We start from the raw sequence: 17,829 nt of genomic DNA, 5'->3' as shown, positions 1-17,829 counted from the left end.
TCATACGGTCCTAACGGCGCGAGGCGATCGCCTCGTACACCATGCCGACGAGCAGCTCGTCGGCGTCCCGGCGGCCGAACTCGCTTGCCGAGCGGGACATCTCGTACAGCCGGTGCGGATCGGCGAGCACGGGCAGCACGTTCTGCTGCACCCACTCGGGCGTCAGGTCCGCGTCGTCGACGAGGAGTCCGCCGCCCGCCTTGACCACCGGCTGGGCGTTGAGCCGCTGTTCGCCGTTGCCGATGGGCAGCGGGACGTACGCGGCCGGGAGCCCGACGGCGGAGAGTTCGGCGACGGTCATCGCGCCCGCGCGGCAGAGCATCATGTCGGCCGCGGCGTACGCGAGATCCATCCGGTCCAGGTAACTTACCGGGATGTAGGGCGGCATTCCCGGCATCTGGTGCACTTGCGGCAGTTCGTTCTTCGGGCCGACCGCGTGCAGGATCTGGATGCCGGCCTGCTGGAGCCACGGGGCGACCGTCTGCGTCACCTCGTTCAGCCGCCGGGCGCCCTGCGAGCCGCCGGAGACGAGCAGCGTGGGCAGATTCGGGTCGAGGCCGAAGCGGGCGCGGGCCTCCGGGCGGACGGCGGCGCGGTCCAGCGTGGCGATGGAGCGGCGCAGCGGGATGCCGATGTAGCGGGCGTCCCGCAGCTTGCTGTCCGGGGTGGAGACGGCGACCCGGGCCGCGTACCGCGAGCCGATCTTGTTGGCCAGCCCGGGGCGGGCGTTGGCCTCGTGGATGACGATGGGCACCCCGAGGCGCTTGGCGGCCAGATAGCCGGGCAGGGCGACATAGCCGCCGAAACCGACCACGACGTCCGCCTTGGTGCGCTCCAGGATCTGCTCGGCGGCCTTGATCGTGCCGCGCAGCCGGCCCGGTACGGTGATCAGCTCGGGCGTGGGCTTGCGGGGCAGCGGCACCGCCGGGATCAGCGCCAGTTCATAGCCGCGTTCCGGGACGAGCCGGGTCTCCAGGCCGCGCTCCGTGCCCAGGGCCGTGATCCCCACGGTGGGGTCCTGCCTGCGCAGGGCGTCCGCGAGGGCGAGCGCGGGCTCGATGTGGCCGGCGGTCCCCCCACCGGCGAGTACGACATGCACCGAAATTCACCGCTCTCCGGACGAACGCGCCGCCGAGGCACGCCGTCGCATCGTGTTCCATCTCCGAGGCCCCCGCGCAGCGCCGGAGCCTCCCGCCCGCTTTCTACCAAAGCGAGGTTGCCGCATCGCAAGCGCGGCCCGCGCAGCGGGCTCGTCGCGTGCGAAGGCGATCAGCAGCCCGATGGCGAACATGGTCGGCAGCAGGGCGGACCCTCCGTAGGAGAACAGCGGGAGCGGGACGCCGGCGATCGGCAGCAGACCGAGCACCGCACCGATGTTGATCACCGCCTGGGCGGTGATCCAGGTGGTCACGCCTCCCGCGGCGTACCTCACGAAGGGGTCCTCCGTGCGTCCGGCCACGCGGATACCCGCATAGCCTAGAGCCGCGAACAGGGCGAGCACCGACAGCGTCCCCGCCAGACCCAGTTCCTCGCCGGTGACGGCGAAGATGAAGTCGGTGTGGGCTTCCGGGAGTTGGCCCCATTTTTCCACACTCGCGCCGAGCCCGGAGCCGAACAGTCCGCCGGAGGCGAGGGCGTAGATGCCGTGCACGGCCTGCCAGCAGTCGGCTACCCCGCTTTTCGGCTCGGTAGCACCGATGCAGGCGAGCCGGGCCATCCGGTTGGGACTGGTCTTGATCAGCAGGACCCCGATCAGGGCGGCGACCGACAGCACCCCGGCGAACAGCCGGGTGGGCGCGCCCGCCAGCCAGAGCAGGCCGAACAGGATCGCCGTGAGGATGATCGCGGTTCCCATGTCACCGCCCAGCATGATCAGGCCGAGCAGCAGGAAGGTGACCGGGACCAGCGGCACCAGCATGTGCTTCCACTGGGCCAGCAGCTTGCGCTCCTGCTTGCGGGCGATCAGGTCCGCGCCCCACAGCACCAGCGCCAGCTTGCCGAACTCGCTGGGCTGGATCTGGAAGGAGCCGCCGAGCGAGATCCAGTTCTGGTTGCCGTTGACCTCCCGCCCTATCCCGGGCACCTGCACCAGGACCATCAGGAAGACGGCGGCGGCGAGGATCGGGTAGGCCAGCGCCCGGTGCAGCTTCACCGGCATGCGGGAGGCGGCGAGCAGCAGCGCCCCGCCGATGAGCGCGGCGAGGAACTGCTTGCGGAAGAAGAACGACCCGGGCAGCGAGAGCTGGAGCGCGGTGATCTGGGAGGCCGAGTAGACCATCACCAGACCCAGCACGGTGATCAGCACGCTGCCGCCGACGATCAGGTAGTAGGCCGTCAAGGGCCGGTCCCACGCCTTGCGGGCGCGGTCGCCGAGCCGTTGTACGGGGTTCTCGCGCGGGGTGCGGGAGACGGCGGGGCGGCGGGACGCCCGCTGCACGGGCGGCCGGCCGGTACGGCTACTGGGCATCGGTCCCTCCGCTGAACGTCGACCGTCCCACGCGTCCCTCCCAAGGTCCGCCCGGCAGGCGGCCGGGGTCAGGCGCCGAGTTCGCGGACCGCCGCCGCGAACGCGTCGCCGCGCTGGTTGTAGTTGGTGAACATGTCCATGGAGGCGCAGGCCGGGGCCAGCAGCACCGTGTCGCCGGGCCGGGCCAGGCGCCCGGCCTCCGTCACCGCCTGGAGCATCGCCCCAGTGTCGGTCCGGTCGAGGTCGACCACGGGTACTTCCGCGGCGTGTCGCGCCAGGGCCTCGCGGATCAGGGCCCGATCGGCACCGATCAGGACCACGCCCCGCAGCCGCTTCGCCGACTTGGCGACCAGTTCGTCGAAGGTGGCGCCCTTCGCCAGCCCGCCCGCGATCCATACGATCTGCTCATATGCCGCCAACGAGGCTTCCGCGGCGTGGGTGTTGGTGGCCTTGGAGTCGTCCACGTACGCGACGCCGTCGACGTCGGCCACGTGCGCGATGCGGTGGGCGTCCGGCCGGAAGGCCCGCAGCCCGTCCCGTACCGCGCCGGCGGGCACCCCGAAGGCGCGGGCGAGGGCCGCCGCCGCCAGGGCGTTGGCGATGTTGTGCGGGGCCGGCGGCCGGACGTCGGAGACCTCGGCCAGTTCCTGCGCGTTCTTCTGCCGGTTCTCGACGAAGGCGCGGTCGACCAGGATGCCGTCCACGACGCCGAGTTGGGACGGGCCCGGGGTGCCGAGGGTGAACCCGACGGCCCGGCAGCCCTCTTCGACGTCGGCCGCGCGCACCAGGCCCTCGGTGGCCGGGTCCGCGACGTTGTAGACGCAGGCGACCTTGTTGCCCTCGTAGATACGGCCCTTGTCGCGCGCGTACGCCTCCATGGAGCCGTGCCAGTCCAGGTGGTCCGGCGCGAGGTTGAGGACCGCGGCCGAGTGGGCGCGCAGGGACGGCGCCCAGTGGAGCTGGTAGCTGGAGAGCTCCACGGCGAGGACGTCGTACTCCTCCTCGCCGAGGACCGCGTCCAGCAGCGAGACGCCGATGTTGCCGACGGCGGCCGTGCGCAGGCCCGCCGCCTTCAGGATGGAGGCGAGCATCTGGACGGTGGTGGTCTTGCCGTTGGTGCCCGTCACGGCCAGCCAGGGGGCCGCGTCCGGCCCGCGCAGCCGCCAGGCCAGCTCGACGTCGCCCCAGACGGGCACGCCCGCCTCGCGGGCCGCCAGGAACAGCGGCTTGTCCGGCTGCCAGCCGGGCGCGGTGACGATCAGCTCGGTGCCCTCCGGCAGGGTCGCCCCGTCGCCGAGGCGCACGGTGACACCGAGCGCCGTCAGGTCCGCGGCCTGCTCCCGCGCGCGTGCGTCGTCGCCGTCGTTGACGACCGTGACGACCGCTCCGCGCGCGTGCAGCGCTCTGGCCGCCGGGACACCGGAGACGCCGAGCCCGGCGACGGTGACGTGCGTGCCCTGGAAGTCGAAGAGCCCCGAGGTGGAGGTCACTTGTCCGCTGCCCATCCCGCATAGAAGAGGCCCAGTCCGACGATCACACAGATGCCTTGGATGATCCAGAACCGGACCACCACCAGGACCTCGGACCAGCCCTTGAGTTCGAAGTGGTGCTGCAGTGGCGCCATCCGGAAGACGCGCTTGCCGGTGAGCCGGAAGGAGCCGACCTGGATGACGACCGACATGGTGATGAGGACGAACAGGCCGCCCATGATGGCCACCAGCAGCTCCGTGCGGGAGAGGATGGCCAGACCCGTGAGGACACCGCCGAGCGCCAGCGAACCGGTGTCGCCCATGAAGATCTTCGCCGGCGAGGTGTTCCACCACAGGAAGCCGAGGCAGGCGCCCATCAGCGCGGAGGCGACCACGGCGAGGTCCAGCGGGTCGCGCACCTCGTAGCAGGCGCCCGGGTTGGTCAGGGTCTGCGCGTTGGCGCAGGACTCCTGGAACTGCCAGACGCCGATGAAGGTGTAGGCGCCGAAGACGAGGACCGAGGCACCGGTGGCGAGGCCGTCCAGACCGTCGGTCAGGTTCACGCCGTTCGACATCGCGAGGATCATGAACAGCGCCCAGACCACGAACAGCACCGGGCCGATCGACCAGCCGAAGTCGGTGATGAACGACAGCTTCGTGGACGCCGGGGTGTTGCCGCGCGCGTCGGCGAACTGGAGCGAGAGCACCGCGAAGGCGATGCCGACGATCAGCTGGCCGGCCATCTTCGCCTTGGCCCGCAGACCCAGCGACCGGCGCTTGACGATCTTGATGTAGTCGTCCAGGAAGCCGACCAGGCCCATGCCGAACATCAGGCCCAGCACCAGCAGACCCGAGTAGGTCGGCGGCTGGCCGGTGATCACCTTGGACAGGAAGTAGGCGACGATCGTGGCCAGGATGAAGGCGATGCCGCCCATCGTCGGCGTACCGCGCTTGCTGGCGTGTTCCCGGGGGCCGTCGTCACGGATGTACTGGCCGTAGCCCTTGCGGGCCAGCAGCTTGATCAGCAGCGGCGTGCCGATCAGCGTCAGGAAGAGGCCGATGACGCCCGAGAAGAGGATCTGCTTCATCATCGGGCATCAACCCCACGCCCGGCACCGGCCTCGACGAGCGCCTGGGCGACGCTCTCCAGCCCCACCGAACGGGACGCCTTCACGAGCACGACGTCCCCCGGGCGCAACTCGCTGCGCAACAGGTCGATCGCCGCCTGTGCGTCGGACACGTGCACCGACTCCTCACCCCACGAACCCTCGTTATATGCGCCCAATTGCAGCCAGGAGGCCTCAATCCCCCCGACGGCGACGAGCTTGCTGACGTTGAGCCGGACGGCGAGCCGTCCGACGGCGTCGTGCTCGGCGAGCGCCTCGTCCCCCAGCTCGGCCATCTTGCCGAGCACCGCCCACGTGCGGCGCCCCCTGCCCATGGCCGCGAGCGCCCGGAGGGCGGCCCGCATGGACTCGGGGTTGGCGTTGTAGGCGTCGTTGACGATGGTCACGCCGTCCGGGCGCTCGGTGACCTCCATGCGCCAGCGGGAGAGGGAGCCCGCCTCGGAGAGCGCGAGGGCGATCTCCGCTGCGGACATGCCCAGCTCATGGGCGACGGCGGCCGCGGCGAGCGCGTTCGACACGTGGTGCTCACCGTACAGGCGCATCGTCACATCGCTTGCACCGGAGGGTGTGTGAAGCCTGAAGGCGGGCTGTCCGCTGTCCGTGAGTCGCACGTTCTCGGCGCGTACGTCCGCTTCGGCCGACTCTCCGAAAAGCACCACCTTCGCCTGGGTACGGGAGGCCATGGCCCGCACCAGCGGGTCGTCGGCGTTGAGGACGGCGGTCCCGTCCGCGGGCAGCGCCTCCACGAGTTCGCCCTTGGCCTGGGCGATCTGCTCACGGCCGCCGAACTCGCCGATGTGCGCGGTGCCGACGTTGAGCACCAGGCCGATCTTCGGCGGGGTCAGGCCGGCGAGGTAGCGGATGTGCCCGATGCCGCGGGCGCCCATCTCCAGCACGAGGAACCTGGTCTCCTCGGTGGCGGTCAGGGCGGTCAGCGGCAGCCCGATCTCGTTGTTCAGCGAGCCGGGCGTGAACACGGTCGGCGCCTTGCGTCCGAGCACCTGGGCGATCAGGTCCTTGGTGCTGGTCTTGCCGGCCGAGCCGGTCAGCGCGACGAGGGTCGCGCCGAGCCGGGCCACGACATGCCGGGCGAGGGCGCCGAGGGCGGCCTGGACGTCGTCCACCACGACGGCGGGGACGCCGACCGGCCGGGACGCCAGCACGGCGACCGCGCCGGCCTCGACGACCCGCTGCGCGTAGTCGTGGCCGTCCACGCGCTCGCCGACGAAGGCGGCGAACAGGCTGCCGGGCACCACCTCCCGGGAGTCCCGGACGACCGGTCCCGTGACCTGTGCGGACGGATCCGGTATGTCGTGCGTCTGCCCGCCGACGACTGCTGCGATCTCGGCGAGGGAGAGGGCGATCACAAGTTCATCCCTGGGTCTTCTGGATAGCTTCGCGAAGCACCTGGCGGTCGTCGAAGGGACGGATCACGCCGGCGATGTCCTGGCCCTGCTCGTGGCCCTTGCCCGCGACCAGCACCGTGTCGCCGGCCTGGGCGCGGCCCACGGCGGCGGCGACGGCGGCGGCCCGGTCCTCGAAGAGGAGCACCTCGCCGCGCTCGTGCGCGGGCACCGAGGCGGCGCCCTGGAGCATGGTCGCAAGGATCGCGAGCGGGTCCTCGGAACGGGGGTTGTCGGAGGTCAGTACGGCCGTGTCGGCGAGCCGGGCCGCGGCGGCGCCCATCGGGGCGCGCTTGGTCCGGTCGCGGTCGCCGCCGCAGCCGAGGACGATGTGCAGCCGGCCCTTGGTGACCTTGCGCAGCGCCCTGAGCACCGACTCGACCGCGTCCGTCTTGTGCGCGTAGTCGACGACGGCGAGGTAGGGCTGCCCGGCGTCGACGCGCTCCAGGCGGCCCGGGACGCCGGGTACGGCGGCGATGCCGTCGGCGGCGGCCTGCGGGTCGAGACCGGCGACGGCGAGGGCGACGATGGCGGCGAGGGTGTTGGCCACGTTGAACGGGCCGGCGATCGGCGACCTGGCGTGGACGCGCAGGCCGTCCGGGCCGAGCACGGTGAAGGTCGAGTCCATCGGGCCGACCTGGACGTCCTGGGCGCGCCAGTCGGCGTCGGGGTGGCCCTCGGCGGAGTAGGTGACGACGGGGACGGTCGCCTCCCGGGCGAGCCGGCGGCCGTACTCGTCGTCGGCGTTGACCACACCGAGCCGGCTGCGCCAGGGCGTGAACAACTGCGCCTTGGCCCGGAAGTAGTCCTCCATGTCGGAGTGGAACTCCATGTGCTCCGGGCTGAGGTTGGTGAACACGGCGATGTCGAAGACGCAGCCGTCGACCCGGCCGAGGACCAGGGCGTGGCTGGAGACCTCCATGGCGACCGCCTCGACCCCGCGTTCGCGCATGACGGCGAACAGGGCCTGGAGGTCGGTGGCCTCGGGGGTGGTGCGCTCGGACTTGATCCGCTCGTCGCCGATGCGCGTCTCGACGGTGCCGATGAGCCCGGTGGCGCGGGCGGTCCGCAGGCCGCCCTCCACCAGGTAGGCGGTGGTGGTCTTGCCGGAGGTGCCGGTGATGCCGATCTGGAGCAGGTCGCGGCCGGGCCGGCCGTACAGGGTGGCAGCGAGTTCGCCCATCCGGGCGCGCGGGTCGTCGACGACCAGCACCGGCAGACCGGTGGCGGCGGCGCGCTCGGCGCCGCTCGGGTCGGTGAGCACGGCGACCGCGCCGAGGCCGGCGGCCTGGGGGGCGAAGTCGGCGCCGTGCAGCCGGGCGCCCGGCAGGGCGGCGTACAGGTCGCCGGGGCGGACGGCACGCGAGTCGTGGGTGATGCCCGTGACCTCGGCGGCGGCGTCCGGAGCGGCGGCACCCAGCTGATCGGCCAGTTCCGCGAGGGGGGTGGCGGAGACCTGAACCGGTCGCGGCGGTCCCGGATACGTCACGGAAGCGCCCTTCTGGGTGGTTTGGGACTGATCAGCGTGTGGCACGGCGGTGAGCGTACCGGGCGTACCGGCTCCGGAGCGAAGCGAGGGGCTGTCGTCCCTGTGGTTCCCGGGGTCGGGGGTGATCGTTGTCACGGGCTCGTTCCTGGTGTTTCCGTGCTGACCAGTGGGGGTGCTGATCAGGGCTTGTACTCGACGGGCAGGCTGGCGGGCTTCGCCCCGGTCGGCGGGACCTGGAGGGTCTTGAGGGCGAACTCCATCACCTGCTTGTAGATGGGGCCGCAGATCTGGCCGCCGAAGTAGTCGCCCGACGTGGCGTTCTGGATGGCGCAGTAGACGGTGATCCGCGGGTTGTCGGCGGGCGCGAAACCGGCGAACGACGAGGTGTAGCCGCGGTAGCGGCCGGTGGCCGGATCCACACGGTTGGCCGTGCCGGTCTTGCCCGCCACCCGGTACCCGGGGATGCGGGCCTTGATGCCGGTGCCCTGCTCGTCGTCCACGACGGACTCCAGCATCTGGGCGAGGCTCTTGGCCGTCCTGGCGCTGACCACCCGGGTCTGCTTGGGCTTCGGCGCCGGTGTGAACCGCCCGTCGGCGCCCTTGGTGCCGCGCACCAGGGAGGGCTCGACGCGGACCCCGCCGTTGGCGATGGTGGAGTACACGGAGGCGGCCTGCATCGCGTTGATGGAGAACCCCTGGCCGAAAGGGATCGTGTACTGCTGCGAGGTGGACCACTTCTGCGGCGGCGCGAGGATGCCGGGCGTCTCGCCGGGGAAGCCGAGTCCGGTGTAGCTCCCGATGCCGAACTTGCGCAGGTAGGAGTAGAGGACCTTGTTGGCCTCGGGCTGGCTCTTGGCGAGTTCGCCGGTGGCCAGGATGGTGCCGATGTTGCTGGACTTGGCGAGCACGCCGTTGAGCGTGAGGTACCAGGTGCCGTGGTCGACGTCGTCCTGGAAGAGCCGGTCGCCGCGGTGCAGCCGGTTGGGGATGACGACGTGGGTGAGCGGGGTCGCCGCGTTCCGCTCCAGCACGGCCGCCATCGACATCACCTTGGCGGTGGAGCCGGGCTCGTAGGCGTCCTGGAGGGCCGCGTTGCCCATCGCGTCGCCGTCGGCCTTGGCCAGGTCGTTCGGGTCGAAGCCGGGCGCGTTGGCCATGGCCAGGATCTGGCCGGTGCGGGTGTCCTGGACGATGACGTAGCCGCGGTCCGCCCCGGACTTGCGCACCTGCTCGCTGATGGCGCTCTGCGCGGCCCACTGGATGTCCCGGTCGAGGGTCAGCTCGACGTCGGCGCCGGGCACCGCGGGGGTCTCGGCGGAGCCCACCGTGGGCACCTCGCGCCCGCCGGCCTGGGCATAGCGGACCTTGCCGTCCTTGCCGGAGAGCCGCTTGTCCAGCTGCTGCTCGACGCCGCCGCCGCCCTTGCCGTCGGCGTTGACCCAGCCCAGTATCCCGGCGGCCAGGTCGCCGTTGGGGTACACGCGCTGGCTGCTGGGGTCGGCGAAGACGCCGGCCAGCACGTTGACGGTGGTGTGGTCGGTGCCGGCCTTGTTGGCGAGCGCGGTCTTCAGGTCCCTGATCTGCTTCCAGACCTGCGGGGTCTGCCGGGTGGCGAGCCGGGTGTAGCGGGCGTCCTTGTTCGCGGGCCGCAGCTTGCCGGCGAGCGTGGCCTGGTCCTGGCCGAGGATCGGGGCGAGCAGCGCGGCGGCCCGCTCCGGACCGTCGCCGATCTTCAGCTGCCGGGCGCTGAACATGGTCGGGTCGGCCGTGATGTCGTAGGCGTCCTCGCTGACGGCGAGGGCGACGCCGTTGCGGTCGGTGATCTCGCCGCGCTCGGCGGCCAGGGTGTGCACCACGTACCGGTTCTGCTCGGCCCGCGCCGCGTAGGCGCTCGCGTCGACCGCCTGGACCTGGAGCAGCCGTACGACGAAGACGAGCAGCACCAGGGTCAGCGCGAGGCCGACCAGGCGCAGCCGGGGCCGGGGGCTGCCGAGCCGCAGCGGGCGCGCGGGCATGGGCCGGGACCCGCCGGGACGGCGGGCCGGCCGGGCGCCGGGTCCGGGCTGCCGCCGGACGGCGCTGCGCGGCCGCGGGGGCCTGGCCGGCCCGGGCACCCGGCGGCGCGGCGGTTGCCTGTCGGACACTTCCGTCACCTGCCGGGGGTCGGGGTGGGCACGGTCTGGGGGGCGGCGGGCGGCGCGGAGGCCGCGGGAGCGCCCGGCGGCTGGGCCGGCGGGACGGTGGGCGCGGCCGCGGGGTCCGGGGCGGCGGGATCCGGCGCGACGGCCGGGATCAGGGCCTCGGGGGCGGCCGGGCCGGAGAGGGCCGCGGTCCCGGCGGCGGTCCCGGGTGCGGCGCTCGGTACGCCCTTGACGGTGCCGTCGGGGCCGAGGAAGGCGGGGTCGCCGCCGGGGACCATGCCGAGTTCGCGGGCGCGCCGCTGGAGGGCGTCGGGGGACGAGTAGGCGTCGATGTCCCGCTGGAGGGCCTGCTCCTCGTCGGTGAGGCTCTTCGTCCGCTTCTGCAGGTCGTCGAGCCGGAAGGAGCCCTCGCTGAGCGCGGAGTTCAGCACCAGCAGCCCGATGAGGCCGCCGCCGAGGAGGAGGACGACGAGGAGGACGAACGGGGTGCGGGCCGCCCGGGCGCGGCCGGCCGGGAGGAGCCGGGCGAGCCGCGCGGCCCTCCCCTTCAGCTCGGGTTTCCTGCTCACCGCTCCCCCGCCGCGTGGGGGCCGCCGCCGGCCGGGCGCGCCTTCGGGTACGCGAGGGGGCCCGCCGGCCGGACCCCGGGCTGCGCGGAGGAGACCCTCCGACCCGTCTCGCTCACTCGACGTCCTCCCTGATGCGCTCGGCACCCCGCAGTCTGGCCGGTGCGGCCCGGCGGTTGTCGGCGATCTCTTCCTCGGTGGGAAGTTCGGCACCACGGGTGAGCAGCTTGAGCCGCGGCTGGTACCGCTCGGGCACGACCGGCAGTCCGGGCGGCGCGGTGTTCGCGGCGCCGGCCGCGAACACCTGCTTGACGAGCCGGTCCTCGAGCGAGTGGTACGACAGCACGGCGATGCGCCCGCCCACGTCCAGGGCCTTCACGGCGGCCGGCACCGCCCGCTCCAGCACGGACAGTTCGCCGTTGACCTCGATGCGCAGCGCCTGGAAGGTGCGCTTGGCCGGGTTGCCGCCGGTGCGCTTGGCGGCCTGCGGCAGGGCCTCCCGGATCAGTTCCACCAGCCGCGCACTGGTGCTGAACGGCTCCTTCTCCCGTTCCCGGACGACCGCGGCGACGATCCGCTTGGCCTGCTTCTCCTCGCCGTACGCGCGCAGGATGCGCACGAGTTCGCCGGGCGGGTAGGTGTTGAGGACCTCGGCGGCGCTGACGCCGGTGGTCTGGTCCATGCGCATGTCCAGGGGCGCGTCCTGCGCGTAGGCGAAGCCGCGGCCGGCCTCGTCGAGCTGCATGGAGGAGACCCCGAGGTCGAACAGGACGCCTTGCACGCGCGCGATGCCGAGCCGGTCGAGTACGCCGGGCAGCTCGTCGTAGACCGCGTGCACGAGGGTGGCGCGGTCGCCGAACGGAGCCAGCCGCTCGCCGGACAGGCGCAGCGCCTCCGTGTCCCGGTCGAGGCCGACCAGCCGGACGCCGGGGAACCGGGTGAGCAGCGCCTCGCTGTGCCCGCCGAGGCCGAGGGTGCAGTCGACGACCACCGCTCCGGGCCGCTCCAGGGCGGGTGCCAGCAGGTCCAGGCACCGCTGGAGCATCACCGGGACGTGTCGACTCTGGCTCAAGGGGGCCTCTCAGTTCCGGCGGGCCGTACGCACCGTCGGTCCCCCGAGCCGTACGTACGCGCCGCGCGCGCGGGGAGACGAATCCGGGTGTGCGCCGGGGTCTCCGGGGGTCTCACCAGCGGGGAGAGACTCGTCTCCCGCTTTCGCGTCACTTTAGTCCACGCCGTCCCCGGGTCAATCAACCGGCCTGCGCGTCGCGCACCGGGGCGCGGCGGGAACCCCGTCGCGCGCCGTTCCACCCGTTCGGCCGTGCCGCGCCCTCCCTGTGGGTTAGCTCACACCAAGCCGCGATGACGTTCTTTGTCCCCTCTCACGGCAGGCCGGAAGGTGACGTGACCAGTACCGTCGTCGGCATGACGACTTCCGCTGCAGTTCCCGCCGGGCCCGAAGGCGCCATACCCGCGGACGGCACCGTGACCGACCGTCTGGTGACGGCCAACCACCACTACGCCGAGGCGTTCGAGGACCCCGGCATGGACGCCCGGCCGGTGCTGCGCGTCGCCGTCGTCGCGTGCATGGACGCCCGTCTCGACCTGCACCAGGCCCTCGGTCTGCAGCTCGGCGACTGCCACACCATCCGCAACGCGGGCGGAGTGGTCACCGATGACGTCATCCGCTCGCTGACCATCAGCCAGCGCAAGCTGGGCACCCGCAGCGTCGTGCTCATCCACCACACGGGCTGCGGCCTGGAGGCCCTCACCGAGGACTTCCGCACCGAGCTGGAGCGGGAGATCGGGCAGCGGCCGGCGTGGGCGGTGGAGTCCTTCCAGGACGTCGACCAGGACGTGCGCCAGTCCATGCAGCGGGTGCGCACCTCGCCGTTCCTGCCGCACACCGACGACGTGCGGGGCTTCGTGTTCGACGTGCGCACCGGTCTGCTGCGCGAGATCGACCCGTCCTGACCCGGCACCGGCCGGCCGGCCGCACCGGGGCGCGTCCCGCCGCCCCGGCCGGGAACGCGGCCCCGGAAAGTCGTAGGACCGGCGCCGCGTGGGCAGTTGTCCACAGGCGAGTGACACGAATCGGTAACGGCGGCAAGAATGCGGGGTGGGGCGGCACGCGGAACTTTTCCCGCGTGGCGTCCGTGTTTCGGGGTGGGCCGGTTTCGCTAGCGGAGCGTCGGCCCGTAATGGATGGGCCGAGGAGGGCCGGGTGACCACCTATGACGATCCTGCTAGCCATGGGGACGCCCCCGCCCGGCCGTACGGGAGCCCGGGGGACGACCTGACCGCCACGGTGGAGCGGGTGCGCGGCTCGGTGGAGAGCGTGATCGAGGGCAAGCCCGAGGTCGTACGGCTCGCGCTGACCGTGCTGCTCGCCGAGGGCCACCTGCTGATCGAGGACGTCCCCGGAGTGGGCAAGACGATGCTCGCCAAGGCGCTGGCGCGGTCCATCGACTGCTCGGTGCGGCGCATCCAGTTCACCCCGGACCTGCTGCCCTCGGACATCACGGGCGTGTCGATCTGGGACCAGCAGCGCCGGGACTTCGAGTTCAAGCCGGGCGCCATCTTCGCGCAGATCGTGATCGGCGACGAGATCAACCGCGCCTCGCCCAAGACCCAGTCGGCGCTGCTGGAGTCCATGGAGGAACGGCAGGTCACCATCGACGGGCAGACGTACGAACTGCCCAGCCCCTTCATGGTGGTGGCCACCCAGAACCCGGTGGAGATGGAGGGCACCTACCCGCTGCCCGAGGCCCAGCGCGACCGCTTCATGGCCCGCGTCTCCGTCGGTTACCCGAGCGTGGAGGCCGAGTTGCGGATGCTCGACGTGCACGGCGGCGTCAGCCCGCTGGAGGACCTCCGGCCGGTGGCGCACGCGCACGAGATCGTGAAGCTGATCGAGGCGGTGCGCGGCGTGCACGTCGCGGAGCCGGTCCGGCGGTACGCGGTCGAACTGGTCGCCGCCACCCGTGTCCACCCCGACCTCAGACTCGGCGCCTCCCCGCGTGCCACGCTGCACCTGCTGCGCGCGGCCAAGGCGTCCGCGGCCCTCGCCGGCCGGGACTACGCGCTGCCGGACGACGTCCAGGCGCTGGCCGTCCCCGTCCTCGCCCACCGTCTGCTGCCCACCGCCCAGGCCCAGCTCGGCCGCCGTACGGCCGAACAGGTGGTGCTGGAGATCCTCCAGCACACCTCGGTGCCCACGGGCCCGGGTCGGCAGGGCGGCCCCGGCGCCGTCGGCCGGACCGTCCCGGCCTATCCCGAACAGCCCCCGCGGATCCGGTGATGAGCTTCGGGGGGACCGGGCCGGCGGAGCCCGACCGCGGCGAGGCGGGCGGTGTGCGCACGGCCCTGGCGGGTCTGACCACCCGGGGCCGCTCCTTCCTCGCGGCCGGGATCGCCGCCGCCGTCTGCGCGTTCGTGCTGGGCCAGAGCGATCTGCTGCGGGTCGGCCTGCTGCTCGCCGTGCTGCCCCTGATCTGCGCGGCCGTGCTGTACCGCACGCGCTACCGGGTGACCGCCACCCGTGTGCTGGCCCCCGCCCGCGTCCCGGCCGGCGACGAGGCCCGGGTGCACCTGCGCATGGACAACGTCTCCCGGCTGCCCACCGGTCTGCTGATGCTCCAGGACCGGGTGCCCTACGTCCTCGGTCCGCGCCCCCGGTTCGTGCTGGACCGGATGGAGCCGCAGGGCCGCCGCGAGGTGTCCTACCGGGTCCGCTCCGACCTGCGCGGCCGCTATCCGCTGGGTCCGCTCCAGCTACGGCTGGCGGACCCCTTCGGCATGTGCGAGCTGACCCGCTCCTTCTCGACGTACGACACGCTGACGGTCATCCCGCGCGTGGAGCCGCTGGCCCCGGTCCGCTTCGGCGGCGCGGCCCGCGGACACGGCGACGGACGGCGGCGCTCGCCGGCCCTGGCCGGCGAGGACGACGTGATCCCGCGCGGCTACCGCCACGGCGACGACCTGCGCCGGGTGCACTGGCGCTCCACCGCCCGCCACGGCGAGCTGATGGTGCGCCGCGAGGAGCAGCCCCGGCGCTCCCGGTGCACCGTGCTGCTGGACACCCGGGGCGGGGCCTACGAGGGCGCGGGCCCGGACTCGGCCTTCGAGTGGGCCGTCTCCGGTGCCGCCTCGGTGCTGGTGCACATGCTGGAGCGCGGCTTCTCGGTGCGGCTGCTGACCGACACCGGCAGCGCGGTGCCCGGCGAGGGCGGCGACGGCTTCGCGGGCACCGGCCAGGAGACGGCGGACGCGGCCGCCCTGATGCTGGACACCCTCGCGGTGATCGACCACTCCGACGGCACCGGCCTGTCCGCGGCGTACGACGCGCTGCGCGGCGGCCACGGCGGACTGCTGGTCGCCTTCCTCGGCGACCTGGACGAGGAGCAGGCCATGACGGTCGCCGGGATGCGGGGGCGCGGCGGCGCCGTCGCCTTCGTGCTGGACCCGGACGTCTGGACGCGGGAGGCGACCGACGTGCCCCGCGCGGGCGACCGGCACGCGTGGCGGCTGCGGCTGCTGCGCGAGGCGGGCTGGACGGCGCTGAGCGTGCCGCGCGGCGCCGCGCCGGCCGATCTGTGGCGGCAGGCCGACCGGGAGCGCTCCGGTACGGCCCCGGTGGGCGGGGAGGTCCCGGGATGAGCGGACGGGCACGGCTGGCGCTGTGCGCGGCGGCGGCCACGCTGATGGCTTCCTGCGCGCTGCTGCCGCTGGTCAGCGAGCCGACCTGGCTGCTGCAACTGGTCCCGCTGGTGGCCGTGCAGGCCGGGGTGGGCGCGGCGGCCCGGCGGGTGCCGCTCGGCCGGGCGCCGACCGTGCTGGCGCAGGCCCTGGCCACCCTGGTGCTGCTGACCCTGGTGTGCGCCCGGCGGCAGGCGATCGCCGGACTGGTCCCGGGCCCGGAGGCCTTCCGGCACTTCGCGCACCTGCTCCAGCAGGGCGGGGACGACATCGGCCGCTATGCGATACCGGCGCCGCTCACCGACGGCATCAAGCTGATGCTGATCGGCGGTGTGCTGGTGATCGGGCTGCTGGTGGACACGCTCGCGGTGACGTTCCGCAGCGCGGCCCCGGCCGGGCTGCCGCTGCTCGCGCTGTACTCGGTGGCCGCGGGCCTGTCCGAGGGCGGCGCCGACTGGCTGTGGTTCCTGGTGGCGGCGGCCGGCTATCTGATGCTGCTGCTCGCGGAGGGCCGGGACCGGTTCGCCCAGTGGGGCCGGGTCTTCGGCGGCGCGCCCCGCGCGCCCGGCGGCTCCGGGACCGGCGGCGCCCTGGGGCCGGTGCGCACCGGCCGCCGGATCGGCGTGCTGGCGCTCGGCGTGGCCCTGGTCGTGCCGCTCGCCCTGCCCGCGCTGCACGGCGGCCTGCTGGACGCCGCCCGCGACCGGGTGGGTGCGGGCAACGGCGACGGCGGCACGATCTCGGCGGTCAACCCGCTGGTGTCGCTGCGCGACAACCTGAACACCGACGACGACCGCCAGGTGCTGTCCCTGCGCACCAGCGACGGCGACCTGTCCGGCCTGTATCTGCGGATCGTCTCCCTGGACGAGTTCGACGGCACCACCTGGAAGCCGGCCCAGCGGCACGTCGTGGGCGTGCCGGACCGGCTGCCCACGCCCGCCGGCCTGGGCCCGGACGTCCGGCGCGGCACGGTGCGCACCACGGTCACGGCGGCGGACACCTACGCCCAGGACTGGCTGCCGATGCCCTATCCGCCGAGCGAGGTCAAGGCCGGCGGCCGGTGGCGGTACGAGCCGGTCGGGATGACCCTCGTCGGCGACCACGGGCAGACCACGCGCGGCGAGACGTACGAGGTGACCAGCCTGGACGTGGAGCCGACCGCGCGGCAGCTGGCCGCCGCGCCGCAGCCGCCGGCCGCCCTGCGCGCCGAGTACACCAAGGTGCCCTCCGCGCTGCCGGAGGTGGTGGCCCGCACCGCGCGGGAGATCACGGCCGGCAGCAGCAGTCACTACGAGGAGGCCGTCAAGCTGCAGGACTGGTTCGCGGTGACCGGCGGGTTCCAGTACGACACCCGGGTGGAGGTCGGCCGCGGCCCGGGCGCCATCGCGAACTTCCTGGAGAAGAAGCAGGGCTTCTGCGTCCACTTCTCCTTCGCGATGGCGGCGATGGCCCGCACGCTCGGCATCCCGGCCCGGGTCGCGGTGGGCTTCGCGCCCGGCACCCCGCAGGCCGACGGCACGGTCGCGGTGAGCCAGCGGGACGCGCACGCCTGGCCGGAGCTGTACTTCGAGGGTGTGGGCTGGACCCGCTTCGAGCCGACCCCGACCCGGGGCACCACGCCGTCGTACACCCAGTCGGACACGCCCGGCAGTTCGCTGCCGGACGAGGTGCTGCCGTCCAAGGGCGCGTCCTCGGCGCCGTCGGCGGCGGCCTCGCCGGGCGAGAGCTGCGCCTCCGGCCCGCACGGGGCGACGCCGTGCGACAGCCCGTCGGCGGCGGTGGTCGCGCCCGACGGCCGCGCCGGTGCGCAGGGGTGGGCGTGGCCGCTGACCGCGCTGGGCGCGCTGCTGGTCCTGGCGGCTTCGCTGGCGCCGCTGCTGTGGCGCCGGCGGACGCGCGCGCGGCGGCTGGGCGGGCACGCCCGGACCGAGCAGGGCGCCGCCGCGCACACCCTGGCCGCCTGGCAGGAGCTGACGGACAGCGCCTGGGACCACGGCATCGTGCCGGACGAGTCGCTGACCCCGCGCAAGGCCGCCGCGCGGATCGTCCGGCTCGGGGCTCTGGATCCGGCGGCCGGGGCCGCCGTGCACCGGGTCGCGGACGCGGTGGAGCAGGTCCTGTACGCGCCCCGGCCGCGTCCGGCGGCGGGCGCGGCCGAGGACGTGCGCCGGGTGATCGAGGGGCTGCGGGCCGTGGCGGGCGCCGGGACGCGACTGCGGGCGCTGTTCCTGCCCCGCTCGTCGGTGCGGGCGTGGCGGGCGGTGGCGGCCCGCTGGTCGGCGCTCGGGGCCAGGGCCGCGGCGGTCCGGCCGGCGCTGCGCCGGCCGGACGGTCAGCGGGGCTGAGCGGCAGCGGCAGCGCCGAGGGGCGGCCACCGGATGGTGGCCGCCCCTCGGCGGATGTCTGGTCTGCGGATGTCTGGGTCTGCGGGAGTCCGGTCCGGGGACGCTCCGGCCGGTGCGCGCCGCC

At 73.6% G+C, this 17,829-nt stretch carries 13 protein-coding genes; 4 read left to right on the top strand and 9 right to left on the bottom strand.

Features of this window, described 5'->3' with window-relative positions:
* Positions 1–10: 10 nt before the first annotated feature.
* The 9 genes from murG to rsmH all read right to left on the bottom strand — a co-directional run bounded on the left by murG (position 11) and on the right by rsmH (position 11,734).
* On the bottom strand, positions 11–1,099 hold the full coding sequence (gene murG / locus ACZ4SV_RS19245) for an undecaprenyldiphospho-muramoylpentapeptide beta-N-acetylglucosaminyltransferase (protein ID WP_365882169.1): 1,089 nt from the start codon (positions 1,097–1,099) through the stop codon (positions 11–13).
* Positions 1,100–1,105: 6 nt separating this feature from the next.
* Complete coding sequence (ftsW, locus tag ACZ4SV_RS19240) at positions 1,106–2,467, bottom strand: putative lipid II flippase FtsW (RefSeq protein ID WP_468005669.1); 1,362 nt, start codon at positions 2,465–2,467, stop codon at positions 1,106–1,108.
* Positions 2,468–2,535: 68 nt separating this feature from the next.
* On the bottom strand, positions 2,536–3,972 hold the full coding sequence (murD, locus tag ACZ4SV_RS19235) for a UDP-N-acetylmuramoyl-L-alanine--D-glutamate ligase (protein WP_468005667.1): 1,437 nt from the start codon (positions 3,970–3,972) through the stop codon (positions 2,536–2,538).
* Positions 3,954–5,027 carry a phospho-N-acetylmuramoyl-pentapeptide-transferase gene (gene mraY / locus ACZ4SV_RS19230; protein WP_365883061.1) on the bottom strand — a complete coding sequence of 358 codons (1,074 nt, stop codon included), beginning with the start codon at positions 5,025–5,027 and terminating at the stop codon, positions 3,954–3,956. Before mraY ends, murD begins: the two co-directional genes overlap by 19 nt.
* On the bottom strand, positions 5,024–6,430 hold the full coding sequence (locus ACZ4SV_RS19225) for a UDP-N-acetylmuramoyl-tripeptide--D-alanyl-D-alanine ligase (protein WP_365883062.1): 1,407 nt from the start codon (positions 6,428–6,430) through the stop codon (positions 5,024–5,026). Before ACZ4SV_RS19225 ends, mraY begins: the two co-directional genes overlap by 4 nt.
* A gap of 4 nt (positions 6,431–6,434) precedes the next feature.
* The gene (locus tag ACZ4SV_RS19220) at positions 6,435–8,090 is read right to left on the bottom strand and encodes a UDP-N-acetylmuramoyl-L-alanyl-D-glutamate--2,6-diaminopimelate ligase (RefSeq protein WP_468005664.1); all 1,656 of its coding nucleotides are present in this window, start codon (positions 8,088–8,090) and stop codon (positions 6,435–6,437) included.
* 44 nt (positions 8,091–8,134) lie between these two features.
* Positions 8,135–10,099, bottom strand: coding sequence for a peptidoglycan D,D-transpeptidase FtsI family protein (locus tag ACZ4SV_RS19215; RefSeq protein ID WP_468005662.1), 1,965 nt, complete (start codon positions 10,097–10,099; stop codon positions 8,135–8,137).
* 5 nt (positions 10,100–10,104) lie between these two features.
* A complete protein-coding gene (gene ftsL / locus ACZ4SV_RS19210; RefSeq protein WP_468005660.1) occupies positions 10,105–10,665 on the bottom strand; it encodes a cell division protein FtsL in 561 nt (186 codons plus the stop codon).
* Positions 10,666–10,777: 112 nt separating this feature from the next.
* Positions 10,778–11,734, bottom strand: coding sequence for a 16S rRNA (cytosine(1402)-N(4))-methyltransferase RsmH (rsmH, locus tag ACZ4SV_RS19205; protein WP_468005658.1), 957 nt, complete (start codon positions 11,732–11,734; stop codon positions 10,778–10,780).
* A gap of 290 nt (positions 11,735–12,024) precedes the next feature.
* On the opposite strand from rsmH, the gene ACZ4SV_RS19200 reads away from it, so the two are divergent.
* The 4 genes from ACZ4SV_RS19200 (at position 12,025) to ACZ4SV_RS19185 (ending at position 17,705) form a co-directional block, all read left to right on the top strand.
* Positions 12,025–12,636 (top strand): beta-class carbonic anhydrase, encoded by a 612-nt coding sequence (locus ACZ4SV_RS19200; protein ID WP_365882261.1) that lies wholly within the window; start codon positions 12,025–12,027, stop codon positions 12,634–12,636.
* A 250-nt stretch (positions 12,637–12,886) separates the two neighbouring features.
* Positions 12,887–13,963, top strand: coding sequence for an AAA family ATPase (locus tag ACZ4SV_RS19195; RefSeq protein ID WP_468005655.1), 1,077 nt, complete (start codon positions 12,887–12,889; stop codon positions 13,961–13,963).
* Positions 13,963–15,321, top strand: coding sequence for a DUF58 domain-containing protein (locus ACZ4SV_RS19190; RefSeq protein ID WP_397970468.1), 1,359 nt, complete (start codon positions 13,963–13,965; stop codon positions 15,319–15,321). Before ACZ4SV_RS19195 ends, ACZ4SV_RS19190 begins: the two co-directional genes overlap by 1 nt.
* Positions 15,318–17,705, top strand: a complete 2,388-nt coding sequence (locus tag ACZ4SV_RS19185) for a transglutaminase TgpA family protein (protein ID WP_468005652.1) — start codon at positions 15,318–15,320, stop codon at positions 17,703–17,705. Before ACZ4SV_RS19190 ends, ACZ4SV_RS19185 begins: the two co-directional genes overlap by 4 nt.
* Positions 17,706–17,829 lie beyond the last annotated feature (124 nt).

Source organism: Streptomyces sp. NPDC027672 (assembly GCF_055566335.1).
Note: the sequence above shows the minus strand (reverse complement) of the source record. Positions and strands in the feature narration are given on the sequence as shown.